At 70.0% G+C, this 26,660-nt stretch carries 29 protein-coding genes; 9 read left to right on the top strand and 20 right to left on the bottom strand.

Features of this window, described 5'->3' with window-relative positions:
* Complete coding sequence (locus A5706_RS08810; protein ID WP_068129152.1) at positions 1–675, top strand: (2Fe-2S)-binding protein; 675 nt, start codon at positions 1–3, stop codon at positions 673–675.
* A gap of 90 nt (positions 676–765) precedes the next feature.
* Here the strand turns inward: A5706_RS08810 and A5706_RS08805 are convergent, their stop codons facing one another.
* Both A5706_RS08805 and A5706_RS08800 read right to left on the bottom strand, forming a co-directional pair.
* Entirely contained in the window at positions 766–972 is a 207-nt protein-coding gene (locus A5706_RS08805; RefSeq protein ID WP_068129151.1) for a DUF3046 domain-containing protein, read from the bottom strand.
* Positions 973–982: 10 nt separating this feature from the next.
* Positions 983–2,149: a glycosyltransferase gene (locus A5706_RS08800; RefSeq protein WP_068129210.1), complete on the bottom strand. Its 1,167-nt coding sequence runs from the start codon at positions 2,147–2,149 to the stop codon at positions 983–985.
* A gap of 63 nt (positions 2,150–2,212) precedes the next feature.
* On the opposite strand from A5706_RS08800, the gene A5706_RS08795 reads away from it, so the two are divergent.
* The gene (locus tag A5706_RS08795; RefSeq protein WP_068129149.1) at positions 2,213–2,644 is read left to right on the top strand and encodes a limonene-1,2-epoxide hydrolase; all 432 of its coding nucleotides are present in this window, start codon (positions 2,213–2,215) and stop codon (positions 2,642–2,644) included.
* A gap of 14 nt (positions 2,645–2,658) precedes the next feature.
* Here A5706_RS08795 and A5706_RS08790 read toward each other — a convergent pair whose 3' ends face one another.
* From A5706_RS08790 to pgsA, 4 genes are all read right to left on the bottom strand, one after another.
* Positions 2,659–3,468, bottom strand: a complete 810-nt coding sequence (locus tag A5706_RS08790) for a hypothetical protein (protein ID WP_068129148.1) — start codon at positions 3,466–3,468, stop codon at positions 2,659–2,661.
* Positions 3,469–3,486: 18 nt separating this feature from the next.
* Positions 3,487–4,305, bottom strand: a complete 819-nt coding sequence (gene pspA, locus A5706_RS08785; RefSeq protein ID WP_068129146.1) for a phage shock protein PspA — start codon at positions 4,303–4,305, stop codon at positions 3,487–3,489.
* Positions 4,306–4,421: 116 nt separating this feature from the next.
* Positions 4,422–4,757: a transcriptional regulator ClgR gene (clgR, locus tag A5706_RS08780; protein ID WP_068129144.1), complete on the bottom strand. Its 336-nt coding sequence runs from the start codon at positions 4,755–4,757 to the stop codon at positions 4,422–4,424.
* A gap of 103 nt (positions 4,758–4,860) precedes the next feature.
* Positions 4,861–5,433 carry a CDP-diacylglycerol--glycerol-3-phosphate 3-phosphatidyltransferase gene (gene pgsA / locus A5706_RS08775; protein WP_068129142.1) on the bottom strand — a complete coding sequence of 191 codons (573 nt, stop codon included), beginning with the start codon at positions 5,431–5,433 and terminating at the stop codon, positions 4,861–4,863.
* A gap of 83 nt (positions 5,434–5,516) precedes the next feature.
* Between pgsA and A5706_RS08770 the strand changes: the two genes are divergently transcribed.
* On the top strand, positions 5,517–6,035 hold the full coding sequence (locus A5706_RS08770) for an amino-acid N-acetyltransferase (RefSeq protein ID WP_142282043.1): 519 nt from the start codon (positions 5,517–5,519) through the stop codon (positions 6,033–6,035).
* Between the two features lie 65 nt (positions 6,036–6,100).
* Here the strand turns inward: A5706_RS08770 and A5706_RS08765 are convergent, their stop codons facing one another.
* Complete coding sequence (locus A5706_RS08765; RefSeq protein WP_197517790.1) at positions 6,101–8,653, bottom strand: DNA translocase FtsK; 2,553 nt, start codon at positions 8,651–8,653, stop codon at positions 6,101–6,103.
* Between the two features lie 101 nt (positions 8,654–8,754).
* Between A5706_RS08765 and A5706_RS08755 the strand changes: the two genes are divergently transcribed.
* The 3 genes from A5706_RS08755 to A5706_RS08745 are packed head-to-tail and all read left to right on the top strand — an operon-like array spanning position 8,755 to position 10,769.
* Positions 8,755–9,069, top strand: coding sequence for a putative quinol monooxygenase (locus tag A5706_RS08755; RefSeq protein ID WP_068129134.1), 315 nt, complete (start codon positions 8,755–8,757; stop codon positions 9,067–9,069).
* Positions 9,066–9,890 carry a mycofactocin-coupled SDR family oxidoreductase gene (locus A5706_RS08750; protein ID WP_068129132.1) on the top strand — a complete coding sequence of 275 codons (825 nt, stop codon included), beginning with the start codon at positions 9,066–9,068 and terminating at the stop codon, positions 9,888–9,890. Before A5706_RS08755 ends, A5706_RS08750 begins: the two co-directional genes overlap by 4 nt.
* 6 nt (positions 9,891–9,896) lie before the next feature.
* A complete protein-coding gene (locus tag A5706_RS08745; protein WP_068129131.1) occupies positions 9,897–10,769 on the top strand; it encodes an SAM-dependent methyltransferase in 873 nt (290 codons plus the stop codon).
* Here the strand turns inward: A5706_RS08745 and A5706_RS08740 are convergent.
* The 9 genes from A5706_RS08740 to A5706_RS08700 form a co-directional block, all read right to left on the bottom strand.
* Positions 10,766–12,442 (bottom strand): ribonuclease J, encoded by a 1,677-nt coding sequence (locus tag A5706_RS08740; RefSeq protein ID WP_068129208.1) that lies wholly within the window; start codon positions 12,440–12,442, stop codon positions 10,766–10,768. The two genes, A5706_RS08745 and A5706_RS08740, sit on opposite strands and share 4 nt — an antisense overlap.
* Before the next feature lie 7 nt (positions 12,443–12,449).
* Positions 12,450–13,352, bottom strand: a complete 903-nt coding sequence (gene dapA, locus A5706_RS08735; protein ID WP_068129129.1) for a 4-hydroxy-tetrahydrodipicolinate synthase — start codon at positions 13,350–13,352, stop codon at positions 12,450–12,452.
* 165 nt (positions 13,353–13,517) lie between these two features.
* The gene (gene thyX / locus A5706_RS08730; RefSeq protein ID WP_068129205.1) at positions 13,518–14,270 is read right to left on the bottom strand and encodes an FAD-dependent thymidylate synthase; all 753 of its coding nucleotides are present in this window, start codon (positions 14,268–14,270) and stop codon (positions 13,518–13,520) included.
* 97 nt (positions 14,271–14,367) lie between these two features.
* Complete coding sequence (locus A5706_RS08725) at positions 14,368–15,426, bottom strand: restriction endonuclease subunit S (protein ID WP_068129127.1); 1,059 nt, start codon at positions 15,424–15,426, stop codon at positions 14,368–14,370.
* Entirely contained in the window at positions 15,423–16,763 is a 1,341-nt protein-coding gene (locus A5706_RS08720; protein ID WP_068129125.1) for an N-6 DNA methylase, read from the bottom strand. Before A5706_RS08720 ends, A5706_RS08725 begins: the two co-directional genes overlap by 4 nt.
* Positions 16,763–17,989: a winged helix-turn-helix domain-containing protein gene (locus tag A5706_RS08715; RefSeq protein ID WP_068129203.1), complete on the bottom strand. Its 1,227-nt coding sequence runs from the start codon at positions 17,987–17,989 to the stop codon at positions 16,763–16,765. Before A5706_RS08715 ends, A5706_RS08720 begins: the two co-directional genes overlap by 1 nt.
* Before the next feature lie 59 nt (positions 17,990–18,048).
* The gene (locus A5706_RS08710) at positions 18,049–18,750 is read right to left on the bottom strand and encodes a cell division protein DivIVA (protein ID WP_068129122.1); all 702 of its coding nucleotides are present in this window, start codon (positions 18,748–18,750) and stop codon (positions 18,049–18,051) included.
* Between the two features lie 111 nt (positions 18,751–18,861).
* Positions 18,862–19,347: a dihydrofolate reductase gene (locus A5706_RS08705; protein WP_068129120.1), complete on the bottom strand. Its 486-nt coding sequence runs from the start codon at positions 19,345–19,347 to the stop codon at positions 18,862–18,864.
* Between the two features lie 7 nt (positions 19,348–19,354).
* Positions 19,355–20,155: a thymidylate synthase gene (locus A5706_RS08700; protein ID WP_068129118.1), complete on the bottom strand. Its 801-nt coding sequence runs from the start codon at positions 20,153–20,155 to the stop codon at positions 19,355–19,357.
* 42 nt (positions 20,156–20,197) lie between these two features.
* On the opposite strand from A5706_RS08700, the gene A5706_RS08695 reads away from it, so the two are divergent.
* Positions 20,198–20,938, top strand: coding sequence for a dienelactone hydrolase family protein (locus A5706_RS08695; protein ID WP_068129115.1), 741 nt, complete (start codon positions 20,198–20,200; stop codon positions 20,936–20,938).
* Here A5706_RS08695 and A5706_RS08690 read toward each other — a convergent pair.
* Positions 20,927–22,171: a glycosyltransferase gene (locus A5706_RS08690; protein ID WP_068129113.1), complete on the bottom strand. Its 1,245-nt coding sequence runs from the start codon at positions 22,169–22,171 to the stop codon at positions 20,927–20,929. The two genes, A5706_RS08695 and A5706_RS08690, sit on opposite strands and share 12 nt — an antisense overlap.
* 651 nt (positions 22,172–22,822) lie before the next feature.
* Here A5706_RS08690 and A5706_RS08685 point away from each other — a divergent pair.
* Positions 22,823–23,224, top strand: a complete 402-nt coding sequence (locus A5706_RS08685) for a PAS domain S-box protein (protein WP_068129111.1) — start codon at positions 22,823–22,825, stop codon at positions 23,222–23,224.
* Here A5706_RS08685 and A5706_RS08680 read toward each other — a convergent pair.
* Genes A5706_RS08680 through A5706_RS08670 form a run of 3 tightly spaced genes read right to left on the bottom strand, consistent with a single transcriptional unit; the run spans position 23,173 to position 26,218 of the window.
* On the bottom strand, positions 23,173–24,264 hold the full coding sequence (locus A5706_RS08680) for an acyl-CoA dehydrogenase family protein (protein ID WP_068129108.1): 1,092 nt from the start codon (positions 24,262–24,264) through the stop codon (positions 23,173–23,175). The genes A5706_RS08685 and A5706_RS08680 overlap by 52 nt on opposite strands.
* Complete coding sequence (locus tag A5706_RS08675; protein WP_068129106.1) at positions 24,261–25,454, bottom strand: acyl-CoA dehydrogenase family protein; 1,194 nt, start codon at positions 25,452–25,454, stop codon at positions 24,261–24,263. Before A5706_RS08675 ends, A5706_RS08680 begins: the two co-directional genes overlap by 4 nt.
* A complete protein-coding gene (locus A5706_RS08670; protein WP_068129104.1) occupies positions 25,451–26,218 on the bottom strand; it encodes an SDR family oxidoreductase in 768 nt (255 codons plus the stop codon). The genes A5706_RS08675 and A5706_RS08670 overlap by 4 nt, the downstream gene beginning before the upstream one ends.
* Positions 26,219–26,314: 96 nt before the next feature.
* Here A5706_RS08670 and A5706_RS08665 point away from each other — a divergent pair, with 96 nt between their 5' ends.
* On the top strand, positions 26,315–26,644 hold the full coding sequence (locus A5706_RS08665) for a PE-PGRS family protein (RefSeq protein WP_068129201.1): 330 nt from the start codon (positions 26,315–26,317) through the stop codon (positions 26,642–26,644).
* Positions 26,645–26,660: the final 16 nt, after the last annotated feature.

Here is a 26,660-nt window from a genome sequence, read left to right as displayed (position 1 = left end):
ATGGACATTTCTGCCGAACTGGCCGAAATATCTTCCTACAAAAGGTTTTTCACGTTCACCGTCGGCGGCGACGCGGCGGGGTGGCATCCGGTCGGGCAGTCGTACGCCGACGGCTTCGCCGACCTGATCGACGCCACCGCCCGGCGCTATCACACGTCGGACCTGCGGATCGCCGCCTCGCTGGTTCACCTCGGCCACGCCACGCGGTTGTGGTCGCCGGTGCTGGCCTGTGCGCTGGCCCATGGCGTGATCCCCGATCTCAAATGCCTGCAACGCGCCGACGACGGGGCGCAGCTGCGCATCCCCGAGCCCGTCGGGCAGGCCGTCGACCGGCCGTCGGCGAAGTTGCTGTACCGCCTCGTCGTCAGAGGGCACATGAAACCGTTCGCCGCCGGCCTCCGCGTCAAGCTGGCGCCCGCCCTGCTGGCGGGCAACATCGCGTCCGCGCTGGTCGGGGCGTCCCGGGCGCTGCTCGTCGCGCGCCCCGACCTGCGGCCCGCGATCATCGCGATGACCGAGTCCCTGCTGGACACCGGCATGCTGGCCGGGTCCGGCGTGATCACCGGCTCACACCTGGGCTTCCGGCGTCGCAGCTGTTGCCTGTTCTATCGCGTGCCAGGCCGATCGGTCTGCGGCGACTGCGTGTTTCGGCGGACGGGGCGCCCGGGCCGCTGAGTGTGCAGCCAAGGTTTTGCGTGTGCGTCCAGGGCGATAAAAATGCTCCGATCGCGCCGCCAGCTCACACTTAACGCCGCCAAAGCACACTCACCACTGATCGCGCGGCACGTCGAAATCGGCGCAAAGGGCACGCCAGACGTCGCGGGGTTCGACCCCGTCCTCGATCGCCTGGGCAGCGGTGCGGCCGCCGAACCCGGTCAGCACGTGATCCACCAGCACCGACGCACCATAGGTGGAACCGAACCGCAACACAACCCGCTCGTTGAACTCCGTCAGCCGCACGCTCGCCAACATACCCACGGAGCTACCCCGCTAAAGCCAGCGCTTCGCGGCACACCCGCACCGGGTCGGCGACGTCGGCAATGCCGGCGGCGGCCTGGCGCGCGGCGTCGCGGTAGCCGGGCGACGACAGCACCTCACCCACGGCGGCCACCAGCGCGTCGGCGGTCAGCGGCCGGATCAGCCGTCCGCTCCCCTGGCGCACCACCCGGTTGGCCATCTCCCACTGGTCCCCGCCCCCGGGGACCACGACCAGCGGCACGCCGGCCAGCAGCGTCTTGCTCACGATCCCGTGACCGCCGCCGCAGATCATCAGGTCGGCGTGCGCCAGCAGGTCGGACTGGCGCCCCAGGCCGGCCACCGCGTACGGCGGCAGCGTCAGCTCCGCCCCGCCCAGCCGCGAGACCACCAGGCGCGAGCCCGCAGGCAGCGTCTCCCCGGGTATCAGGCACTGCAGCGCGGCTTCGGCCAGGCCCGACGTCCCGGTCGACGCGGTCGACGGCGCGACCACCACCACCGGCCCGGGGCCGGGCGGGACCTCGAGAACCCGATCGGTGGGCTCGAAGTGCAGCGGCCCGACGACGACGGCCTCCTCCGGCCAGTCCGGGCGCGGCACCTCGAGGGCGGGCAGCGTGGCGATCAGGCGGCGCAGCGGCCCCGGGTCGACGGCGGGCAGGCCGATCTCGAGCCGGGCGGCCGCGCGCTGCTTGATGCCGGCGCGCCAGGATCGTCCCGTCAGCGCCCGCATGCCGGCATCGCGCAGCCGGCCGCGGAAGCCGGTGCCCGGCGCCAGCCCGCTGCCGATCGGCGGCAGCCCCTTCGACGGCAGGTACAGCGGATGCGGGTTGAGCTCGATCCACGGGATCCCCAGCAGCTCGGCGGCCATCCCGCCGCCCGCGGTGATGACGTCGGAGACCACCAGGTCGGGCGCCAAGTCGCGCAGCGCCGGGACGTTGAGCACGGCCATCCGCGCGGCGCGGCGATGAATCCGGGCGCCGGCGTCGATGTCCTCGTCGGTGGCGGCCAGCCCGTCCAACTCGGCGGCCTCGATGCCGACCGCGCGGGCGGCGTCGGTCCATTCCGCGCCGGTGAACAGGGTGGGCCGATCGCCCGCCTCGACGAAGCGCTGGCACAGCGCGATCGCGGGGAACGAGTGCCCGGGATCCGGCCCGGCGACCACGGCGACGCGCATCGACCCCACCCTGCCACAGCGCAGCGCCGCCACGCACAGCCCCGGTCGAATAGGCTGGCGGCCATGACCGAGCTGACTGACACAGGCGTCGCGAACACCCGCACGGTCGAGGGTTTCCTGAACGCGCTTCAAGATTCGGACCTCGAGGCCGCCGAGGCCGCGCTGGACGACAACCTCGTCTACGAGAACGTCGGCCTGCCCACGATCCGCGGCCGCGACCGGGCGATCAAGCTGTTCCGCGCGATGGAGGGCCGCGGGGCGTTCGAGGTGAAGATCCACCGCATCGCCGCCGACGGCGCCGCGGTGCTCACCGAGCGCACCGACGCGCTGATCGTCGGCCCGCTGCGGCTGCAGTTCTGGGTCTGCGGCGTGTTCGAGGTGCACAACGGGCGAATCACGCTGTGGCGGGACTACTTTGACTTCTTCGACATGTTCAAGGCGACGCTGCGTGGCCTGGCGGCGCTGGTCGTGCCGTCGCTGAAGGCTTCGTTCTAGGCGTTCTAGGCGTTCTAGGCCTTCGGCAACCCGCCCAGCTCGTCGAACGCCTGCGCCCAACCCAGCAGGCGATCGGTCGCGCCGACCAGCTCATCGCGGTAGCGCTGGTGCGCCGCACCGGCGCCGTCGCCGTTCGCCGATGACACCAATTGCGCTGCGGCGGTGACCATTTCGTTGTACTGACGCACGCCGGCGCTCAACTGCGAGGTGAACGCGTTGATGGTGGGCACCAGATACGACCGCGACGACTCGGCGTACTGCGCCGCCCGCTCCATCGACACCACCTCGGCGGCGGTGGCCGCCATCGCCGAAGAGGTTTTGCGGGCCGCGGCGGTCAGATCACGGATCTCGTCGGCCGGCAGCATGGCGCCGCGCTCGATCACGCCCAACAGCGAGACGAACCCACGCTCGGACGCGCCCAGCGCGTACATCGCGGGCCGCGCGGCGGAGCCCGGCGGCGGCAGCCGGCGGGTGTTGGCGGGCCGCTGTGCCGGCAGCGGCTCGGCGCGCAGCCAGCGGTACCGCAGCAGCAACAGCGTCGCCGGGATCGCCAGCACGACCGCGATGGCGCCGGTGACCTCCAGCAGCAGCGCGAACCAGCCCCACGCCGCCAGCACGCCCGTCACCACGATCCAAAACAGGCAGCCGACGCCGAAGATCACACCCCAGCGCAGGGCGCGGCGCCGGCGGCGCAGCAACCGCGCCCGCGGATCGGCGGCGGCGCTGATCTTTTGGGCGACGAAGTCGGAAAGGTCTGCGGCGGTGTCCAATCCGCGCTGCAACGCCGCCCGCCATGGCGAACGCTGGGCCGCTTTCACCGCCATCGCGAACCGTCCGCGGCGTTACTGACCAAAGGGCTTCTCGACGACCTGACCGCCGGCGCTCTCGGCGGGCGCCGGAGTGGCCCCGGCGGCGGGCGTCCCACCCGCCGGCAGCGCGTCGCCGCGCATCGACGCGCGAATCTGCTCGAGCCGGGAATGGCCGGCCATCTGGATGCCGGCCTGCTCGACCTCGAGCATGCGGCCCTGCACGGAGCCCTGGGCGAGTTCAGCCGACCCGATCGCGTTGGCGTAGCGGCGTTCGATCTTCTCGCGGACCTCGTCGAGGTTCGGGGTGGTGCCCGGGGCGGCGATCTCGCTCATCGAGCGCAGCGACGCGCTGACCTGTTCCTGCATCTTGGCCTGCTCGAGCTGGCTGAGCAGCTTGGTGCGCTCGGCGATCTTCTGTTGCAGAACCATCGAGTTCTGTTCGACGGCCTTCTTGGCCTGGGCCGCGGCGGACAGCGCCTGGTCGTGCAGCGTCTTGAGGTCTTCGACGCTCTGCTCGGCGGTCACCAGCTGCGCCGCGAACGCCTCAGCGGCGTTGTTGTACTCGGCGGCCTTGGCGGCGTCGCCCGCGCCGGTGGCCTGGTCGGCCAGCGTCAGCGCCTGGCGGACGTTGACCTGGAGCTTTTCGATGTCCGCCAGCTGCCGGTTGAGCCGCATCTCGAGTTGGCGCTGGTTACCGATCACCTGCGCCGCCTGCTGGGTCAGCGCCTGGTGCTGGCGCTGCGCCTCCTCGATGGCCTGCTGGATCTGCACTTTGGGGTCGGCGTGCTCGTCAATCTTGGCGTTGAAGAGCGCCATCAGGTATTTCCACGCCTTGACGAACGGATTGGCCATCAGTCAGCTCCACCTTCGCTTCTCGTATGCCGGGCAGGCGCCCTGCCGCTCAATTTAATGGGTCGGCGACGATCGCCCCACCCCTGCGCGGGATCCGCCCCCCTGGCGCGTTCGGGCTAGGCCACGGCCAGCGAGGCCACCGGCGGAATGACGACCTTGGTGCTGGCGTCGATGGTGCTGCTCGCCCCGGCGGTCGCGGCGTTGTGGGCCGCGTGTTCCGCGCTGGCCATCCGCTCCCCGGCGCCGGTGAGGACCGCCGACAGCGGCACCTGCAGCGCGTCGCAGATCGCGTTGAGCAGCTCGCTGGACGGCTCCTTGCGGCCGCGCTCCACCTCCGAGAGATATCCGAGGCTCACCCGTGCCGAATCCGAGACCTCCCGCAGCGTCCGGCCCTGTGACGTCCTGGCCCGGCGCAACACGTCGCCGATGACCTCGCGCATCAATGGCGGCATCCCGCCCTCCTTAGTCCAGTCAGCCCTGCTCAGCACGAAAAACAGACCCCATTCAGCAGGCACTCATAAGGGTCAACGCCGCCGAGGGCGGCCTGGTTCCCGTTCAGCCGGTCGTCTGGCGAACTCGCCTGACGGTCCTGATCGTCGCGACGACGTAGTCGATGCCGGTCACCACCGTGAGCACGATCGCGATACCCATCACCACCGCCGCCACCACCCGGAACGGTCCCGTCAGCGGGAGCACGAACAGGCCGATCGCCAGCGCCTGAACCACCGTCTTGAGCTTGCCGCCCCAGCTCGCCGGGATGACGCCGCGGCGGATCACGGCCAGCCGCAGCAGCGTGACGACGACCTCGCGGGCCATGATCACCACAGTGACCCACCACGGCAGGTCGCCTAGCATCGACAGACCGATCAGCGCCGACCCGATCAGCGCCTTGTCCGCGATCGGATCGACGAACGCGCCGAATTCGGTCGCCATTCCGTAGTTGCGGGCCAACAAACCGTCGAACCGGTCGGTCAGGCAGGCGACGGCGAAAATCACGAAAGCGACTACGCGCCCGACGATTTGGTGACCGTCGCCGGTGAACAACGCGAACAGGAAGACGGGGACCAGCACCAGCCGCAGCAGCGTGAGGACGTTGGCCAGGTTGGCGATGCGGGCGCGGCCAGCCATCCCGGGCGTTTCAGGCTGTGCCGACACGGCATCAGAATAACCGTTGACCAGCGCTCCCTTCGCCGTTGCCGATACTGTTACCCGTGACCGAAAGCTCACGCGACCGCTTGCCCGTGGTCCGGCGCGCACGAACGTCGGATGTTCCCGCGATCAAACACCTCGTCGACACCTACGCCGGGCGCATCCTGCTGGAAAAGAACCTGGTGACGCTGTACGAGGCCGTCCAGGAGTTCTGGGTGGCCGAGGACGCCGACGGCAAGGTGGTCGGCTGCGGGGCGCTGCACGTGCTGTGGTCGGACCTCGGCGAGATCCGCACCGTCGCCGTCGACCCGTCGGTGACCGGCCAGGGCATCGGCCACGCGATCGTCAACCGGCTACTGGAGGTCGCGCGCGAGTTGCAGCTGGAGCGGCTGTTCGTGCTGACGTTCGAGACCGAGTTCTTCGGCCGGCACGGGTTCACCGAGATCGAGGGCACGCCGGTCACCGCCGAGGTGTACGAGGAGATGTGCCGCTCCTACGACATCGGTGTCGCCGAGTTCCTGGACCTGAGCTACGTCAAACCCAACATCCTGGGCAACTCCCGGATGCTGTTGGTGCTTTAACCCCGCGAGCAGACACAAAAGCCCCCGACACGCCGAGGAATTGGGCGCTTTTGCGTCTGCTCGCGCTAGTTGGGTTCGCCGCCCTCGGAGCCGCCGTCCACGCCCCGGATCGCGGCCAGCGTCGCCGCCAGCTCGTCGGGCTTGACCAGCACGTCGCGCGCCTTGGAGCCTTCGGACGGCCCGACGATACCGCGGGTCTCCATCAGGTCCATCAGCCGGCCGGCCTTGGCGAAGCCGACCCGCAGCTTGCGCTGCAGCATCGAGGTCGAGCCGAACTGGCTGGACACCACCAGCTCGACGGCCTGCAGGAACAGGTCCATGTCGTCGCCGATGTCGGGGTCGACGTCGGTGCGCTCGCTGGTGGTCTTGGCGGTGGTGACGCCCTCGGTGTATTCGGGTTCGGCCTGGTCCTTGCAGGCGTTGACGACGGCGTGGATCTCGTCGTCGGTGATGAAGGCGCCCTGCAGCCGGACCGTCTTGCTGGCGCCCATAGGCAGGAACAGGGCGTCGCCCATGCCGATCAGCTTCTCCGCGCCGGCCTGGTCCAGGATCACCCGGCTGTCCGTGAGCGACGACGTCGCGAACGCCAGCCGGGACGGCACGTTGGTCTTGATCAGGCCGGTGACGACGTCGACGGACGGGCGCTGGGTGGCCAGCACCAGGTGGATGCCCGCGGCGCGGGCCTTCTGGGTGATCCGCACGATGGCGTCCTCGACGTCGCGCGGCGCGGTCATCATCAGGTCGGCCAGCTCGTCGACGATCGCCACCACGTACGGGTAGGGCCGGTATTCGCGCTGGCTGCCCAGCGGCGCGGTGATCGCGCCGGAGCGCACCTTCGCGTTGAAGTCGTCGATGTGACGCACCCGAGAGGCCTGCATGTCCTGGTAGCGCTGCTCCATCTCCTCGACCAGCCAGGCCAGCGCGGCCGCCGCCTTCTTCGGCTGGGTGATGATCGGGGTGATCAGGTGCGGAATGCCTTCGTACGGCGTGAGTTCCACCATCTTCGGGTCGATCAGGATCATCCTGACCTCCTCGGGGGTGGCGCGCGTCAGCAGCGACACCAGCATCGAGTTCACGAAGCTGGACTTGCCGGAACCGGTGGAGCCCGCGACCAGCAGGTGCGGCATCTTGGCCAGGTTCGCCGAGATGAAGTCGCCCTCGATGTCCTTGCCCAGCCCGATCACCAGCGGGTGGTGGTCGCGCCGGGTCGACGGCGCGGTCAGCACGTCGGCCAGCCGCACCATCTCCCGGTCGGTGTTGGGCACCTCGATGCCGACGGCGGACTTGCCGGGGATCGGGGCCAGCATCCGCACGCTCTCGGTGGCCACCGCGTAGGCGATGTTCTTCTGCAGCGCGGTGATCTTCTCCACCTTCACCCCGGGGCCCAGCTCGACCTCGTAGCGGGTGACGGTGGGTCCGCGGGTGCAGCCGGTGACGGCGGCGTCGACCTTGAACTGGTTGAGCACCTCGCTGATGGCGTCGGCCATGACATTGTTGGCGGCGCTGCGCTTCTTGGGCGGATCGCCGGCGATCAGCAGGCTCAGCGCCGGCAGCGTGTAGGGCCCCTCGACCACCCGGTCCACCACCAGCGGCTCCGGCTTCTTGGCGCGACGGCGGCTCCGGCCGGGTTCGGGGATGGTGGGCGTCTCGTCGGCGATCGGTTCGTCGAGACTGGCCGGCGCGGCGGCGGCCGACGGCCACGCCTGCGGCTCCGGTTCCGGGGACTCGTCGTAATAGCCGTCGGAGAAGTCGTCGCGCGGCCGGTCGCTGTCGACCTCGTCGTCGAACTCGTCCGCGTAGTCGTAGGCGACGTCGTCGTCGCCGAGCAACCGGCCGCCGAACATGGAACGCACCACGTCGGGTACCTCCCGGATGGTGGTCCCGGTGAGCAGCAGCAACCCGAACATGAAGCCGATGAACAACAGCGGCGCGGCGATCCAGGGCGTCAACCCGTCCGACAGCGGCCCGCCGATGGCGAAACCGATGAATCCCGCTGCGCGGCGGCGCAATTCGGGGTCTTCCGGCGAGCCGGACCACAGGTGGCGCAGGCCGAGCGCCGACAGGGCGATCAGGCTGCCGCCCAGGATGAGCCGCGGGCGCGCATCGGGATTGGGCTCGGTCCGCATCAGCGTGACCGCCACCGCGGCGGCGACCACGGGCAGCGCCAGCACGCCCGAGCCGATGAAGGTCCGCAGCAGCGTGTCGACCCACGCGCCGACCGGGCGGGCCGCGTCGAACCACGAGCTCGCGGCGACCACGACGGCGACGCCGAGCAGCACCAGCGCGATCCCGTCGCGGCGGTGCCCGGGATCGATGTCGCGGGCGCGCCCGATGGAGCGCGCGGCGCCGCCGGTGCCCCGGGCGGCCATCAGCCAGGTGGCGCGCAAGGCGCGCCCGCAGGTCAGCCCCGTGGCGACCAGCAGCGAGGAGTTGCGGCGCTTGGCGGGCCTGCCCGCCTTCTTGCGGGGCGCCGCCGGGCGCGCGCTTCGGGACCTCCCCCGCGAAGGTGCCTTTGACCTGCTCGTTCGGGCTCCGGAGCGGGCGGCGGTCTTACTTGGCATGACGCTCAGAGTAGTCGCAAAAGCCTCATCTACACCACCCGCCACACTGGTAACCATCGGCGGGCGGGCGATGCCGCTGATCGGGCCTGGGTAGGGTGACTAGCGGTGATCTACGTCATGCCGTCACCCACCCCTCTCACCCCCAGGAGGCCCTGAGCATGCCCGTCGTCGTCGTCGCCACCATGACCGTCAAACCCGAATCGGTCGACACCGTCCGCGACATCCTGACCACTGCGGTATCGGAAGTGCACGAGGAGCCCGGCTGCCAGCTGTATTCGCTGCACCAGACCGGCGAGACCTTCGTCTTCGTCGAGCAGTGGGCCGACGAGGAAGCACTCAAGGTGCACAGCACCGCCCCGGCGATCACCAAGCTGTTCACGGCGGCCGGCGAGCACCTGGCCGGCGCGCCGGACATCAAGATGCTGCAGCCGATTCCCGCCGGCGACCCGGACAAGGGACAGCTGCGCGCGTGAGTGGTAACGCCCCGCTGCAAGGAAAGGTCGCGCTGATCACCGGGGCCGCCCGCGGCCAGGGCCGCGCGCACGCGGTGCGGCTGGCCACCGACGGCGCGAACATCATCGCGGTCGACCTGTGCGAGCAGATCGCCAGCGTCCCCTATCCCCTGGCCACCCCGGAGGACCTGGCGGCGACCGTGAAGCTCGTCGAGGACACCGGCGCCCGCATCGTCGCCAAGCAGGCCGACGTCCGCGATCGCGAATCGCTTTCCGCCGCGGTGCGGGCCGGCCTCGACGAATTCGGCCGGCTGGACATCGTGGTCGCCAACGCCGGCATCGCCCCGATGGCATCCGGTGACGACGGCTGGCGCGACGTCATCGACGTCAACCTCACCGGCGTCTACAACACGATCAAGGTCGCGATATCGCCCATGGTCAAGCAGGGCAGCGGCGGGTCGATCGTGCTGATCAGTTCGGCCGCCGGGCTGGCCGGGGTGGGCAGTCCCGACGCCGGCTCGGTCGGCTACGCGGCCGCCAAGCACGGCGTGGTGGGGCTGATGCGGGTATACGCGAATCTGCTTGCGGGCCAAAACATCCGGGTCAATTCGATCCATCCGACGGGTGTCGAAACCCCGATGATCAACAACGAGTTCACGCGGGAGTGGCTCGCCAAGATGGCGTCCCAGACCGACCAGCCGCGCAGCCTGGGCAACGCGCTACCGGTGGAAGTGCTGCAGGCCGAAGACATCGCCAACGCGGTGGCGTGGCTGGTCTCCGACCAGGCCCGCTACATCACCGGCGTCACCTTGCCCGTCGATGCAGGCTTCTTGAACAAGTAGTCGCTCATGGCGCGAAATCCCGCGGCGCAGACGGCGTTCGGCCCCATGGTGTTGGCCGCCGTCGAACACAACGAGCCGGCCGGGCGCCGGCTGGTGGACGACGACCTCGCGGAACTATTCCTGCCGCGCCCGCTGCGATTGCTCGCCGGCGCGACGCGCTGGGGCCCGGCCCGCCGCCTGATGATCCGCGGCTCCGAGTTCACCGGCCCCGGCCTGTGGGCGAATCTGGCCTGCCGCAAGCGCTTCATCGACGACAAGATCGCGGCGGCGCTGGGAGACATCGACGCCGTCGTCGTCCTCGGGGCGGGCCTGGACACGCTGGCCTACCGGCTGACCCGGCGGGCGCGCATCCCGGTCTTCGAGGTGGACCTGCCGGTCAACATTGCGCGCAAGGCCAAGACGGTGCGCCGGGTGCTCGGTGAGCCACCGCTGTCGGTTCGGTTGGTGGCGCTGGACTTCGAGCGCGACGACCTGCTCACCTCGCTGGCCGAGCACGGCTATCGCCCCGACTACCGGGCGTTCTTCGTGTGGGAAGGCGTCACCCAGTACCTGACCGAGGACGGCGTCCGGCGCACCCTGGAGGGCCTGCGTGCGGCCGCGCCCGGCAGCCGGATCGTATTCACTTACGTCCGGCGGGATTTCATCGACGGCAGCCATCGGTACGGCACCCGCACGCTGTACCGGAACGTCCGCGAGCGTCACCAGCTGTGGCACTGGGGCCTAAACCCCGACCAGGTCGCCGGGTTCGTCGGCGAATACGGCTGGCGGCTGGTGGAGCAGGCCGGCCCCGACGAGCTCGTGGCGCGCTACGTGCGGCCCGCCGGGCGCAAACTCGGTGCCTCGCAACTGGAATGGTCGGCGTACGCCGAGAAGAGCTAGACCTCGATGATGGTCGGCACGATCATCGGCTGCCGGCGGTAGGTTTCGCCCACCCACTTGCCGACCGTGCGGCGCACGCCCTGGGCGATGCGGACGGGATCGGTCACGTTGTCGGCGGCCAGCTGCTCCAGCTCCGCCTCGACCTTGCGCATGGCGGGCTCGAGCGCCTTGGGGTCTTCGGAGAAGCCCCGCGAAAGCAGTTGCGGCGCAGCGGCCGGACGCCCGGTGCCGCGCTGCACCACCACGATCACCGCGACGAATCCCGACGAGAGGATGAGCCGCTCACCCAGGGTGATGTCGCCGACGTCGCCGGTGATCAGCCCGTCGACGAACATCTTGCCGACCGGCACGGCCCCGGCGATCTTCGCCTTGCCCGCCATCAGGTCGACGCTGACGCCGTTCTCCGCCAACAGGATCGAGTCCTCGGGCACGCCGGCGCGCGCCGCCAGCTTGGCGTTGGCGCGCAGCATCCGCCAGGTGCCGTGGACCGGCATCACGTTGCGCGGCCGCACCCCGTTGTAGAGGAAGAGCAGCTCCCCCGCATACGCGTGACCGGAAACGTGAACGCGCACTTGCTGGTTCGTGACGACACGGGCCCCGATCTTGGCCAGCTCGTCGATGACCCCGTACACCGCCTCCTCGTTGCCGGGTATCAGCGACGACGACAGGATCACCAGGTCCTCGGCCGTCAGCGTGATGCTGCGGTGCTCGCCGCGCGACATCCGGGACAGCGCGGACATCGGTTCGCCCTGCGTGCCGGTGGTGATCAGCACCACCCGCTCGGGGGCCATCATCTCGGCGGCGGAGATGTCGATCAGGTCGGAATCGTCCACGCGCAGGAAACCCAGCTCCCGGGCGATGCCCATGTTGCGCACCATGGAGCGCCCGACGAACGACACCCGCCGGCCCAAAGCCACTGCGGCGTCGATGATCTGCTGCACCCGGTCCACGTTGGAGGCGAAGCACGCCACGATCACGCGGCCGTCGGCGCCCCGGATCAGCCGGTGCAGCGTCGGCCCGACCTCGCTTTCCGAGGGGCCGACGCCCGGGATCTCCGAATTCGTCGAGTCGCACAGGAACAGGTCTACACCCGCGTCGCCCAGCCGGGACATGCCGGGCAGGTCGGTGGGCCGGCCGTCGAGTGGCAGCTGGTCGAGCTTGATGTCACCGGTGTGCAGCACGGTGCCGGCGCCGGTGTGCACGGCGATGGCCAGGGCGTCGGGGATGGAGTGGTTGACGGCGAAGTACTGGCACTGGAAGACGCCGTGCGTGCTGCGCTGTCCCTCGGTGACCTCGACGAAGACCGGCTTGATGCGGTGCTCGCGACATTTGGCGGCGACCAGCGCGAGGGTGAACTTCGAACCGACGACCGGGATGTCGGGGCGCAGCTTGAGCAGGAACGGGATCGCGCCGATGTGGTCCTCGTGCGCGTGGGTGAGCACCAGCGCCTCGATGTCCTCGAGGCGGTCCTCGATGTGGCGCAGGTCCGGCAGGATCAGGTCGACGCCGGGCTCGTCGTGGGTCGGGAACATCACCCCGCAGTCGATGATCAGCAGCCGGCCCAGGTGCTCGAAAACCGTCATGTTGCGGCCGATTTCGCTGATGCCGCCCAGCGCGGTGACCCGCAACCCGCCCGGAGCCAGGGGACCCGGTGGGGCGAGTTCCTCGTTCACGTTCAACTCACCTGAGAACCGAGGCCGCGCGCATGTCGGCGGCCAGCGCCTCGATCTGCTCCGGCGTCGCCGGCATCTGCGGCAGCCGGGGGTCGCCGACCTCGATGCCCTGCAGGCGCAGACCCGCCTTCGACATGGTCACCCCGCCGAGCCTGCCCATGGCGTTGCACAGTGGCGCGACCGCGACGTTGATCTTGCGGGCGGTCGCCATGTCACCGGAGGCGAAGGCGGACAACAACTCCCGCAGCTGGCCCGCCGCGACGTGCGAGATCACGCTGATGAAGCCGGTGGCGCCCATGGCGAGCCACGGCAGGTTCAGCGCGTCGTCGCCGGAGTAGTAGGCCAGCCCGGTTTCGGCGATGATCTGGCCGCCGCTGTGCAGGTCGCCCTTGGCGTCCTTGATCCCGACGATGTTCGGGTGGGCGGCCAGCGCATGGATGGTCTCGGTCTGGATCGGTATGACCGAGCGGGGCGGGATGTCGTAGAGCAGCACCGGAAGCTCGGTCGCGTCGGCGACGGCGCTGAAATGAGCGATCAATCCGCTCTGCGGGGGCTTCGAGTAGTACGGCGTGACGACCAGCAGCCCGTGCGCACCCTCGGCCGCGCAGGCCTTCGCCAGCCGGACGCTGTGAGCCGTGTCATAGGTGCCGGCGCCGGCGATGACGCGGGCCCGGTCACCCACCGCCTCCAGCACGGCGCGCAACAGCTCGAGCTTCTCGTCGTCGGTGGTGGTCGGCGACTCACCGGTGGTCCCGGAGACCACCAGGCCGTCGCACCCCCCGTCCACCAGGTGGTTTGCCAGGTGCGCCGCGGCCTTGGTGTCCAGCTCGCCGTCGGCGGCGAACGGCGTCACCATCGCCGTCAGCAGGGTTCCCAACCGGGCGGGGGCGTCGAATCCGACGGTGCTCACGGTCTTCAGGTTACCTGGCGGTACCAAACGCAATTAGCCGCCGCGCGGCTCAGGCTTCGGTGGGCTCAGGCCGAATTGCCGCCTCAGCCTTCCCCGACTACGCCGCCTCAGGCTTCGGTGGGCTCAGGCCGGATTGCCGCCTCAGCCTTCCCCGGCTACGCCGCCTCAGGCTTCGGTGGCCAGCGGGCTGGTGGCGACCTCGGTGCCGTCGGCGAGGGTGGAGACCTCGAAGTCGGCGAACACCGCGGGCGCCACGCCGACGAGCTGGCGCAGGCACTCGATGGCCAGCCGCCGGATTTCCACGTCGGCGTGCTCGCTGGCGCGCATGGCGATGAAGTGCCGCCACGCGCGGTAGTTCCCGGTGACGACGATGCGCGTCTCGGTCGCGTTGGGCAGCACCGCGCGGGCGGCCTGGCGCGCCTGTTTGCGGCGCAATATCGCGCTCGGCTGGTCGGCGAACTTGGCTTCAAGCTTCGCCAACAGTTCGGCGTAGGTGGCGCGGCTGGCGTCGGCGGCCTTGACGAGGATCTCCTGCAGTTCGGGGTCGTCGTCCATGCCCGGCGGGACGACGACGCGCGAGTCCCCCTCCGGCACATAGCGTTGCGACAGCTGCGAGTAGGAGAAGTGCCGGTGCCGAATCAGCTCGTGGGTGCAGGATCGCGAGATGCCGGTGATGTAGAACGAGACGCTGGCATGCTCGAGCACCGAGAAGTGTCCGACGTCGATGATGTGCCCGATGTAGCCGGCGTTGGTCGCCGTCTTCGGGTTGGGCTTCGACCAGCTCTGATAGCAGGCCCGCCCGGCGAACTCGACCAGCGCGGGGCCGCCCTCGGCGTCGGTCGTCCAGGGCACGTCCGGCGGCGCCAGGAACTCCGTCTTGGCGATCAGTTGCACGCGCAGCGGCGCGGTCTCGGCCACGGCGCCCACCTTATCGTTGGGCGATCGTTGGGCGCGCCGAGTCTGCGCTGAGCGCGTGTTTCGGGCCCGATCGGGCGCTCTGAGCGTAGTTTCGGCGCTAGACCGGGCCCACCGCTAGCTCGCCCGATATCAGCAACGGCAGCAGCGCGTCGCGGAAGGCGGACAACCGCGCGGACTCCGCGCGGCGCGCGTGACACAGCGCGCCCAGTCCGGTGAGCGTCCGCGCCGCCGCGGGCGCCAGGCGCCGGACGTCGCGGACCGGAACCTCGAGCAAGTCGCGCGGTTGGACGCGCTGGTGGCTCCCCGACGTCCCGGCGGCCCGCCGCTGCAACGTCGCGACGACGTCGGGTTGCCGCAAAGCCGCCCACAGTGCCGACGTGTCGATGCCGACGGGACGCAACACGACGAACTCCGTGCTGGCCAAAGCCATTTGCGGGGGCAGGCCCACCACGTTCCAGACGCGCGGAATCCTGGGATTGAGCTTCGCGAACAGCACGCACGGCTCGGACAGGACGAACTTGGCGCTCTTCACGCTTTCGCCGGCGACCAGCCGAGGTTTGGCGCCGTCGTCGAACGCCGGGATGCTGTAGTGGGCCACCACGTCGTCGAATCCGGGCGGGCGGAGGAGTTCCGTCGACCGGAAGGCGAGGGCGGACAGCGGCACGCGTTCGGAGACCGAGTCGGCGGTCGCGACCATCAGGCTCTCCGCGGCTGCGATCACGCGTTCGTTGGCGGCGATCTTGTCGTCGACGGCGCCGAGCACCTCGGCGATGCGGCGGCGCTGCGGGGCCGCGACGGTCGAGACGCAAACCTCACGCAGGATCGTCTGGTTGAGCAGCGGCTGTCCCGATCCGGCCCGGTGTCCGTTGAGGCCGCAGGTGTGCAGCGCGTAATACCAATACCGCGTCTCCCCTGGGTCCTTGGCCCGGCACACCAGCGCGTTGTCGGTGACCCAGACGTCGGAGTCGCAGTACCGCAGGCTGCCGCAATACGATCCGACGCGCCCGAGCACGATTAGGGGGCCGGCCGCATTGCATTGCGCCGCATAGCCGATCGGCCCGTTGGAGCCGTAAACGCGAAAGCGGCCGTCCGGGGTTCGCGCCGGAGAGCTGGTCCCGTTGCTGAAGTCGAGGTGGTCCCCCAGCTTGGTCTTCACCGCAGCCGCTCCACCTGCTCGCGCACGACCCGCTCCAGCCGGGCGGACTCGTCGAGCGCCGCCAGCAGGTCTCCGGTCAACCGGGCGATCTTGGCGTCGAGCGGCTCCCCGTCGTCGTCGGACGCGGGCGCGCCCACATAGCGTCCCGGCGTGAGCGCATAGCCCGCGGCCCGGACCTCGTCCAGCGACACGGATTTGCAGAAACCCGGAATATCTTGGTAGATAAGGCCTTTAGCGGTGGCGGACTCTGATGCGCACCAAGCGTGGTAGGTGTCGCCGATGCGAACGATCTCCTCGTCGGTCAGTGCGCGCTCCGTGCGGTCCACCAGGTAGCCGAGCGCGCGGGCGTCGATGAACAGCACCTGGCCCGCGCGGTCGCCCTTGTCGAGCGCGAAGAACCACAGGCACACCGGAATTCCGGTGCTGCGGAACAGCTGCCCGGGCAGCGCCACCATGCACGACACCAGGTCCGCCTCGACGATCCGCGCCCGAATGTCGCCCTCCCCGAGTGTGTTCGACGACATCGACCCGTTGGCCATCACCACGCCGGCCTTTCCGCCGGGGGCCAGCTTGGACAGGATGTGCTGAATCCAGGCGTAGTTCGCGTTGGCGGCGGGCGGAACGCCGAAGCGCCAGCGCGCGTCCCGTTCGTCGCGGGCCCAATCCTTGATGTTGAACGGCGGATTGGCCATCACGTAGTCCATCTGCACGCCGGCGTGCTGGTCGCAAACGAACGTGTCGCCGCGGACGAGGCCCGCGTCGTCGATGCCATGGACGGCGAGGTTCATCTTGGCCATCCGCCAGGTCTGCTCGATGCTCTCCTGGCCGTAGATGGTGACTTTCGCGGGGTCGCCGTCGCGCTCGGCGATGAATTGCTCGGTGCGCACGAACATTCCGCCCGAACCGCAGCACGGGTCGTACACCCGGCCGCTGGACGGTTCGAGCACCTCGACCATGACCCGCACGACGCCTGGCGGGGTGAAGAATTCGCCCCCGCGCTTGCCCTCGGAGCGCGCGAAGTTCCCCAGGAAGTACTCGTATATCTCGCCCAGGATGTCCCGGCCCCGTCGCGCCCCGTCGAGCAGGCCCACCAGCTCACCGAGCCGGCGCTGGTCGAGGTTCTCGTAGCGCCGCGGCATCGCGGCGGCCTCCATCGCGTCGTCGATGCGCCGGCCGAGGTCCGGCGATGCCGCGTTGTCCACCAGGGCTTGCCACTGCGAACCGGCGACGTGCTGCAGGAACACCAGGCCCAGGATCACGTCCTTGTACTCGCCGGCCGAGACCGACCCGCGCAGTTTTTCCGCGGCTTTCCAGAGCGTGTCCTTGAGCGCTTTCATCAGCCGGCCCGCTTGGCCGCCGCGCGCAATTCGCCCGCCAGGTCGCCGCGGCCGGCGACGCTGAACCCGCCCAGCCCCAGCCACGACGCCATCGAATTCAGTTCACCCGCCAGCGCCTCGGCGACGGCGGGCCGAGGCACGTCGCGCTCGGCGAACGCGCCCACCACGTGCAGCGAGTCGGTGGCGCGGTCGGCCTTGAGGTCCACCCGCGCGACCAACCGGCCGTCCATCAGCAGCGGCCACACGTAGTAGCCGTATCTGCGTTGGGCGGCCGGGGTGTAGATCTCGATGCGGTAGTGGAAGTTGAACAGCCGCTCCACCCGGGGCCGGAAGAAGATCAACGGGTCGAACGGGCACAACAGCGCGGTGCCGCGATCGGAGCGCGGCAGCGTCCGGCCCGCCCGCAGGTACGCCGGGGCCGACCAGCCGTCGACGTCGACCCGCTCGATCTCACCGGCGGCCAGCAGGTCGGCGATCGCGGGCTTGACCTGCTGGGCCGACAGCCGGAAGTAGTCGCGAATGTCGGCCTCGGTGCCCACGCCCAGCGCGGTGGCGGCCCGCAGCGTGAGCTCGCGCACGGCCTCGTCGTCGTCGACCTCGCGGGCCAGCACGCTCTGCGGCAGCACCCGCTCCACCAGGTCGTAGTGGCGGGCGAAGCCCACCCGGGTGGCCGTGGTGAGGGCACCGGAGGCGAACAGCGCCTCGGCGACCCACTTGGTGTCACTGCGGGTCCACCAGGTCCCCTTTGTTCGCCTTGGCTCGGCGGCCAGGTGCGCCTCGATCTGCCCGGCGGTGCTGGGCCCCAGCTCGGCGACGGCGGCGAGAATGTCCTCGGCGAGTTGGGGATTGGCCTTGACGATGTGGGTGCCCCAGCGGCCGTGCCGGTATTGGCGCATCCGCCACCGCAGCAGCGGCCAGTCGTCGACGGCCATCAACGCGGCCTCGTGGGCCCAGTACTCGACCAGCAGCCGCGGCGAGCGCGCCGAATGCGACCAGGCGGCGCGGTCCAGCACGTCGCGGTCGTAGGGCCCCAGCCGGCTGAACACCGGGGCGTAGTGGGCGCGCACCGCCACCGATACCGAATCCAGCTGCAGCACTTGGATTCTCGAGATCAGGCTCTTCAGATGCGCGCGGGTGACCGGGCCCTTGGGCCGCGGCTCGCTAAACCCTTGTGCCGCAACGGCTAAGCGCCGAGCCTGGGCGGCGGTCAGCGTGCGTTTCCCGATCGGCACGGCGCCGAGAATACCGCGTTTTGGCCGCCCTACGCGGCAACGCTACCGCGGGATCAGCCCGCGCCGACTTTCTCGCCCAGCGGCACGACGACACTCGCCTCCGGCAAATCCTTCTGCTCCTGGCGCGCCGCCGCGAGAGCGGCCGGAACGGGCTCCAGGTCGCGATAGACCCGCTCCAGTTGCTCGAGGATCTTGATACGCTGCTGGCTGGCCTCGTCCGCGGCCCGCCGGGCCTGCTCGCGGTAGTGATCGGCCTCCCGCCGGGCATCGCGCCACGCCTGCTCGATAGCCCGTTCGGTTTCGTCACGCATCTCGGCGAGTTCGGCCTCGAGCTTTATCTTCTCTTCGTCGTAATCCGCCTCGAGGGCCTCCCGGCGCGCGGTCAGCTGCGCCATCTGCTCCTCGTGCTTGCGCCGGGACTCCTCGGCCTCCGCCTCCGCCGACGCGATCAGCGCGTCCGCCTCGGCCCGCGCCTCGGCCTGCAGCTGGGAAACCTCGTCGACCGTGCGCCGCAGCATGTTGGCCATCCGCAGTTGCATGGCGTGGGGCGACGGCGAGGTGTCGGTGAGGACGGCGACCTCCTTGCGCAGCGCCGCGGCTTCGTCGCCGGCCTGCGTCAGTCGCGCCTCCAGGCTCCTGACGTCGTTGAGCAGCAGCTGCTGCTTGGCGGTCAGCGCCTCGATGGACGCGTCAACCGCCGCCGCATCGTAGCCCCTGAACACGCGCGGAAACGTCTTCGCGGGTTCGGTTATCACTGCAAATTCCCCCTTTTACTGGAAATGAGTTTTAGACCCGTGAGACCGACCCCCGAGTCCCGAGTATGTCAGGTCGTGCCCGTCACGCGGGCGGCGCCGCCGGGGCGACCCCTACGGACGACGGTACGTGTGAAACCGGTAGCGCAGCCCCGTGCGGCTGACCTGCCAGTCCTCCGTCACGCCCAGCCACGACTCGTCGAGCACCGGGGCCAGCGCGTCGCCGTCGTCGCGCGGCAGGTCGATCTCGACCTCGGTGACCTCGCAGCGGGTGGCCAGCGGTAGCCCGAGCAGGTAGATCTGCTCGCCGCCGATGACCCACGCCTGCGGCTCGGTCAGCGCCGCCTCCAGCGAGTCGAGCACCTCGGCCCCCTCGGCCACGTAGTCGGGGTCCCGGGACAGCACGACGTTTCGCCGGCCCGGCAGCGGGCGCACCCGCGCCGGCAGCGACTCCCACGTCCGCCGCCCCATCACCACCGTGTGACCCATGGTCACCTCTTTGAAGCGCGCCAGGTCCTCGGGCACCCGCCACGGAATGTCGCCGCCGCGCCCGATCACACCGGACGTCGACTGAGCCCAGACCAGACCCACACGGGTCATACGCGCGTCATACCGCGACGGGCGCTTTGATCGCCGGGTGCGGATCGTAGTTCTTCACGACGACGTCTTCGTAGGTGTAGTCGAAGATCGAATCCCTATGCGCCAGAACTAGTTCCGGGTATGGCCGCGGTTCGCGGCCGAGCTGGGTCCGTACCTGGTCGACGTGGTTGTCGTAGATGTGGCAGTCGCCGCCGGTCCACACGAACTCGCCGACCCCGAGGCCGGCCTGGGCGGCCATCATGTGGGTGAGCAGCGCGTAGCTGGCGATGTTGAACGGAACCCCGAGGAACAGGTCGGCGCTGCGCTGGTAGAGCTGGCAGCTCAGCCGCCCGTCGGCAACATAGAACTGGAACAGCGCGTGGCATGGCGCCAAAGCCATCTGCGGAATGTCACCGACGTTCCACGCCGAGACGATGATGCGCCGGGAATCCGGGTCGGTGCGCAGCAGCTCCAGTGCCGCGCTGATCTGGTCGACGTGCTCTCCGGTCGGCGTCGGCCAGGACCGCCACTGAACGCCGTAGATGGGCCCGAGATCGCCTGTCTCGCTTGCCCATTCGTCCCAGATTGTGACGCCGTGCTCGTGCAGCCAGGCAACGTTGGAGTCGCCGCGCAGAAACCACAGCAACTCATAGACCACCGACTTGAAATGCACCTTCTTGGTGGTCAGCAGCGGGAAACCGGCCGACAGGTCGTAGCGCAACTGCTGGCCGAACAGGCTGCGGGTCCCGGTGCCGGTGCGGTCGGATTTGGCGGCGCCCCGGTCGAGCACTACGCGAAGCAGGTCCTCGTAGGGGGTGGCTATCGGCACGCGGCCAATCTACCCCGCGGGACGGAGAGTAGAACGGATCCCATGCCGAAGTTCACCGACAGCGTCACCACCCCCGACGGCTCCTGCCCCGTCCGTTTTTTCACCCCCGAAGGACCCGGTCCCTGGCCAGGAATTGTGATGTACTGCGACGCCGGCGGGGTCCGAGACACCTTCGACGAGATGGCCGCCAAGCTCGCCGGATTCGGCTACGCGGTCTTGCTTCCCGACGTGTACTACCGCAGCGGCGACTGGGCCCCGTTCGACATGGCCACCGTCTTCACCGACGAGCAGGAACGCAGGCGCCTTTTCGGAATGATCGGCGGCATCACGCCGGACAAGATGGCCACCGACGCCGGCGCGTTCTTCGACTACCTGGCCGGCCGCCCCGAGGTGTCCGGGGACCGGTTCGGCGTGTGCGGATACTGCATGGGCGGGCGGACGTCGTTGGTGGTGGCCGGCCGCCTGCCGGACCGCGTCGCCGCCGCGGCGTCCTTCCACGGCGGGGGGCTGGTAACCGACGGCGCGGACAGCCCGCACCTGCTGGCCGACCGAATGAGCGCGACGGTGTATGTGGGTGGCGCCGAGAACGACGCATCCTTCACGGCCGATCACGCCGAGCAGCTCGACAAGGCGCTGACGGCGGCGGGCGTGGCGCACACCATCGAGTGGTATTCGGCCGCCCACGGGTTCGCGGTCCCGGACAACCCTCCCTACGACCCCGCCGCCGACGAGCGGCACTGGGCGGCGATGACGGAGGTCTTCGGGTCGGCGCTACCGCGCTAGGCTGGCGGCCCCGTCCCGGCTGATCGTCTCCAGCAGCAGGGTCGCCGCCACCGCGGCCCCGTCGGTGCGGACCATGCGCGACACGGCGCCCGCTCGCGCGCGGACCTCGGGGGCCAGCACCGGCTCGAGCGCCGCCGCCAGCGACTCGGCGGTGGGCACCGTCCCCACGTGCGCGGTGCCGATGCCCAGTTCGCCCACTCGTTGGGCCCAATACAACTGGTCGGCGCCCTGCGGCACCACCACCTGAGGGGCGCCCGCGCCGGCGGCCGTCGTCGTGGTGCCCGCGCCGCCGTGGTGCACGACGGCCGCGACGCGCCCGAACAGCGACTGCTGATTGACCTCGCCGACGGCAAAGCAGTCGTCCCCGTCGTCGATCGGCGCCAGGCCGGCCCAGCCCCGGGCGACCACCGCGCGCCGGCCCTGCGCGCGGATCGCCTCGACGGCCGCAAGCGCGATGTCCGCCGGGCCGCGCAGGGGCATGCTGCCGAAGCCGACGTACACCGGCGGCGCGCCCGCGTCCAGGAACTCGACCAGCTCGGCCGGGAGCGGGCGCGTGTCCGGAAGCATCCACGCCCCGGTGTGGACGACGTCGAGGTCCGCCGGCTCCGGCCACGGCCCGAGCGTCGGGTCCGACGCCAACCACGGGCGGTCGGTGAAGGCGTGACCACGGACGTCGTGCACCGGCGGCAGGCCGACCGCGGCGCGGTGACGGTTGAGCGTCGGGCCGAACAGCGCGTTCACGTTCTGGGCGTCCAGGTCCCACAGCGCCCGGTGATCGATCGCGCCCGGTGGCAGCGGCCAGCTCCAGAACGAGGGCGGCCGGTGGTGCGGCGACGGCAGGTTGGTCGGGTGATAGCTCGCGTAAACGTAATGGACGCCGAGCATTTCGGCCGCCGACCGGGCGCCCGCCGCGGCCGGCAGCAGGCCCGCGGCCACCAGCGCATCGCATCCCGGGGCCGCGCCCGCGACGGTGTCGAACTGCGCGGCGATCAACTCGTCGAAGTGTCGCCGCAGGTAGGCCTCGGGCTGAGGACCGGCCGCACTGGTCATGGCGCGCACCGACTCGCCGAATGCCACCAGCGGGACGCCGAAACCGGCGGCCCGCTCGGCGAATTCGTCGTCCGGCGGCGCGCAGATGCGGACCTCCGCGCCGAGCGCTCGCAGTTGCACGGCAAGGCCCAGCAGCGGCTCGACGCCCCCGCGCGAATCGTATGTCGACAGCAACACACGCATTCGCTATCTCCATTCGCAACGGTGATTCGGAAACCGATTGTGCAGGGGCGCCGCCTGCGCCGCGAGCCCACGATACGTCGCCGAAGCTGTTTGCCGAACCAATAGCTATCGATCGCCGTGAGCAAAACCCGGCGTGGGCTCGTTGCGCACGACCGGTGCCGCCGAAAGGCAAGCAACTTGTCGGTTGCGGGGGGTGCGCGCCGGCGGAAGTTAGCGACAGCGCGGGCGCGGCACTTGCTGCCGCGGGGCGGCGACGACGCCGCGTTCATGAGAAGAGTTAGCGAAGCCGACCTACCGGGTTTGCTGCGGGGCAGACCTTAACCCGGTATTGACCGCCGGTCATAGGTTTCAGCTAATAAAACGCCCTAGGAAAACTCATGCCAAAGGTATTGCTTTGGCGCGTCAGTCAATTGTGCACATGACGAATAGCTAATTCAGCTAACGTTCTATGGACTTCTTTCAGGCCTTCCCATAATATTTGCTGAGGGCGCGTTCAAATAAAAGCGCGCCTTTGCCGTATCCGGGCGACAAGGCCGGCGCGACGACGGGAGGACCGTGATCCCGAAGATTCCCACAGCCGCCGACGGCTCGCGCATTGAGCGCCGACGTCCGAGGCCACCCGGCCACTTGCCAATCGACGAGCTACAGCGAATGCCGGCATTGGTCGTCTTGGAACGGCTACCGGCCCCGGCCATCGCGGTCGACCGCGCGGGAACCATCCTGTTCGCCAACGGCTCGTTCTGCGCCATGGTGGGCTACTCGCCCGACCAGCTCGCGTCGATGAACTTCGAAGACCTCTTCTACCGCCTGCCGGCCGACGACGGCTGGATCGCACTGGTCGGCACGGGCGCCAAGCGCGTCGTCGAGCTGCGGAACAGCGGCGGGCACTCGGTGTGGGCCAGCATGAGCAAGTCGGCGATGCGACGCCGTGACGACACCGTCGCGCTGGTCACCTTCCACGACCGCACCGAAGAGATGTGGCTGACCAGCGACCGCCGGCGTCACGAGGACGGCAGGTTCACCAGCTTCGCCAACAGGGCGCGGTGGCGATAAGCGGTGCCCAGAGCTAGCTGATCGCTCTTGGCGCGCTTGAGGTAGAGGTGCGCCGGATACTCCCAGGTCATCCCGATGCCGCCGTGCAGCTGCACGCACTCCTCGGCGGCGTGCACGGCGACGCCGCTGCAGTAGGCCTGCGCGAGCGAGGCCGCGGTTGCGGCGTCGTCATCGCCGCTGGCGCACGTGTCGGCGGCGTGCCTGGCCACCGCCGTCGCCGTGCCGACCTCGAACCAGAGATCCGCCAGTCGGTGCTTGATCGCCTGGTAGGACCCGATCGCGCGGCCGAACTGCTTGCGCTGCTTGACATAAGCCAGCGTGGTGTCGAAACACCACTGGGCCACGCCCAGTTGCTCGGACGCGAGCAGCGCCGCCCCGGTTGCCAGCGCCTCGGCCACCGCGAGGTCCGCCGGCCCCAGCCGTGACGACGTCACCCCCGAAAAGCGCACGCTCGCAAGCGGTCTCGTCATGTCCAGCGCCAGCACCGGCGAAACCTGCACGCCCGCCGCGGTGCGCGACACGGTGTGCAGCTCGAGCCCGTCGGAACCGGCCGCCGGCACCACCAGCACGTCGGCCTCGGCGGCGCCCGCGACGCTGCCGACCTCTCCACCCAGCCCGTCGGCGTCGGCGCTCACGCCCCCGACCGCGTCGCCCGGCGCCGTGGACAGCGGCACCACCAGCGCCGCGGTGAGCTCGCCGCGGGCCAGCGCACCCACCGTCTCGTCGTCGCCGGCCCGCAGCAGCGCGACGGTGGCGAGCACCGCGCTGGACAGGAACGGCACCGGCGCCACCGCGCGCCCGACCTCCTCCATGACGACCGCAGCCTCGCGCGCCGACGCGCCGGCGCCCCCAAGCGACTCGGGGACCAGCAGTCCGGCCACCCCGAGGTCGGCGGCCAGCGTCCGCCAGATTCCCGAAAAGTCTTGTGGTGCAGCGTCGTACGCTCGGGCCACCGATTCGGGCGGGCAACGGTCGGCGAACAGGTGACGAACGCTGTCGCGCAACGCCTCCTCGGTGTCGGAGTACAGGAGGTCGCTCACCGCGGCAGGTCCTTCCACGCGACGTCCTTGTCAACCCGGTGTTCGCCGGGCAGGCCAAGGATTCGTTCGGAGATGGTGTTGCGCAAGATCTCCGACGTGCCGCCCTCGATCGAGTTGCCGCGTGCCCGCAAGTAGCGGTATCCGGGCCCGCGGCCGACCAGGTCGACCGTCTCGGGTCTGCGCATGGTCCAGTCGTCGTAGCGCAGACCCGCGTCACCGTGCAGCTCGATCTCGAACCCTGAGATCGCCTGCGCCAGACGGGCGAAGGCCACCTTCACGCCCGCACCCTCCGGTCCGGGCTGCCCGGTGCTGGCCTGCTGGCGCGAGCGTTCACCCGTCAGCCGAAGGGCCTCCGCGTCGACCCACAGCCGCATCAGCTCGTCGTGCATCGCGGGATTGCGCAGCGCCGGCTGGTCGCGCCAGGCGCCGGTGACCTTGCCGATGTGCCCGCCCTCCCGCGGCATTCCGGCGCGAGTTCCGATGGCGACGCGCTCGTTGTTCAGCGTGGTGGTCGCGACGCGCCAGCCGCCGCCCTCCGCGCCGAGCCGATTCGCATCCGGCACCCGAACGTCGGTCAGGAAAACCTCGTTGAACTCCGCCTCGCCGGTGATCTGGCGCAGCGGGCGGATCTCGACGCCCGGTTGGGTCACGTCGCATAGGAAGTAGGTGAGGCCGGCGTGTTTGGGCACCGTCGGGTCGGTGCGGGCGACCAGGATGGCCATGTCCGCGTGCTGTGCCTGCGACGTCCACACCTTCTGCCCGTTGACGATCCAGTCGTCACCGTCGCGGACGGCGCGGGTGGACACCCCCGCCAGGTCCGAGCCGGCGCCGGGCTCGCTGAACAACTGGCAGTAGATCTGTTCGCCGGTGAACAACGGGCGCAGAAACTTTCGCTTCTGCTCGTCGGTCCCGAACGCCGCGATCGTCGGCGCCGCCATACCCATGCCGATGTAGTTCTTGACGGTGCCGCCCACCGGCGCACCGGCGGCGGCCAGCCGCGCGTCGACAAGCTGCTGTGTGTCCCGCGGCAGGCCGAGCCCGCCGAATCCCGGCGGCAGGTGAACCCAGGCCAGCCCCGCATCGTATTGCGCGCCAAGGAATTCCCGCACTTCGGTGGTGGCCGGGTCGTGCTCGTCGAGCAGCGCCTGGACCCGCGCGGCCAGGTCCGCTGTGACGTCTATGGCGCTCATTGGGCCTGAAATCCCTGGGCGGGGCCGAGCAGCAGGCCGCCGTCGATCACCATCGTCTCGCCGGTGATCCAGCTCGCCGCATCCGAGACCAGGAACGCGACGGCACCCGCCACGTCGGCCGGCTCACCGATGCGCCCGAGCGCAATCGTCGCCGCCAGCGGATCCTCGTGGTCCTTCCACAGCGCCTCGGCCAGCCTGGTGCGCACCACTCCCGGGGCGATGGCGTTGACCCGGACACGGGGCGAAAGTTCCAGCGCCAGTTGCTTGGTGACGTGGATCAACGCGGCCTTGGTGGCGTTGTACATGCCCATCGCCGGCGATTGGTGCAGGCCACCGATCGAGGCGGTGTTGACGATCGACCCGCCGTGCTCCCCCATCCACGCCTTGACCACAAGTGAGGTCCACAGCAGCGGCGCCCACAGGTTGACGTCGAAGATCTTGGTGAAGCGGGCGTGGTCCTGCTCGATCAGCGGGCCGTACGCCGGATTCGTGCCCGCGTTGTTGACCAGGATGTCGACGCTGCCGAAGCGCTCCAGCGTGAGGTCCACGCAGTGGCGGGCGGCGTCCTCGTCGACGGCGTGGGCGCCGACGCCGACGGCCTTCTCGCCGACCTGCGCGGCGGCCGCGTCGGCGGCTTCCTGCTTGCGGGCGGTGAGCACGACGTCGGCGCCGGCGGCGGCCAATTGCTGGGCGATCGCCAGCCCGATTCCGCGCGAGGCGCCCGTGATGATCGCGGTCCGTCCGGTCAAATCCAGTGAGGTCATCGTGTGCCTTCTGTCCGCGCCAATAATTTACGTTAGCGATGTTTTGTACCCGTGTGCGCGTGGTATGCGACACGCATGTTAGCCAAACTAAACCTCGTGAAACCACTGGTCGTGGCCGGGGCGGTCGCCGCAGCGATCGCCGCCGCACCGACGGCCGCCGCGGACGCGTTCGGGGCAGGACCGGCGATGACGGGACCCGCGCAGACCCACATCGTCATCAAGGACGACCCGGGCGGCGGCGGTTGCGACGCCAACGGCAACTGCGGTTCGGGCGGCCAGAACCAGGGGCCCGGCGGCGGCCCCGGCGGGCAGGGTTGCGTGCCGGGCGTCGGCTGCGGCTCGGGCGGCCAGTTCGCCGGACCCGGTGGCGTGCCCGGCGGCACCGGGTGTCTGCCCGGCGTCGGCTGCGGTTCCGGCCACGGATAACCCTGCGGATAACCCT

Source organism: Mycobacterium sp. E796 (assembly GCF_001672815.1).
Classification (GTDB): domain Bacteria; phylum Actinomycetota; class Actinomycetes; order Mycobacteriales; family Mycobacteriaceae; genus Mycobacterium.
The sequence above is the reverse complement of the archived record's forward strand: the minus strand, read 5'-3'. Positions and strand labels throughout refer to the sequence as shown.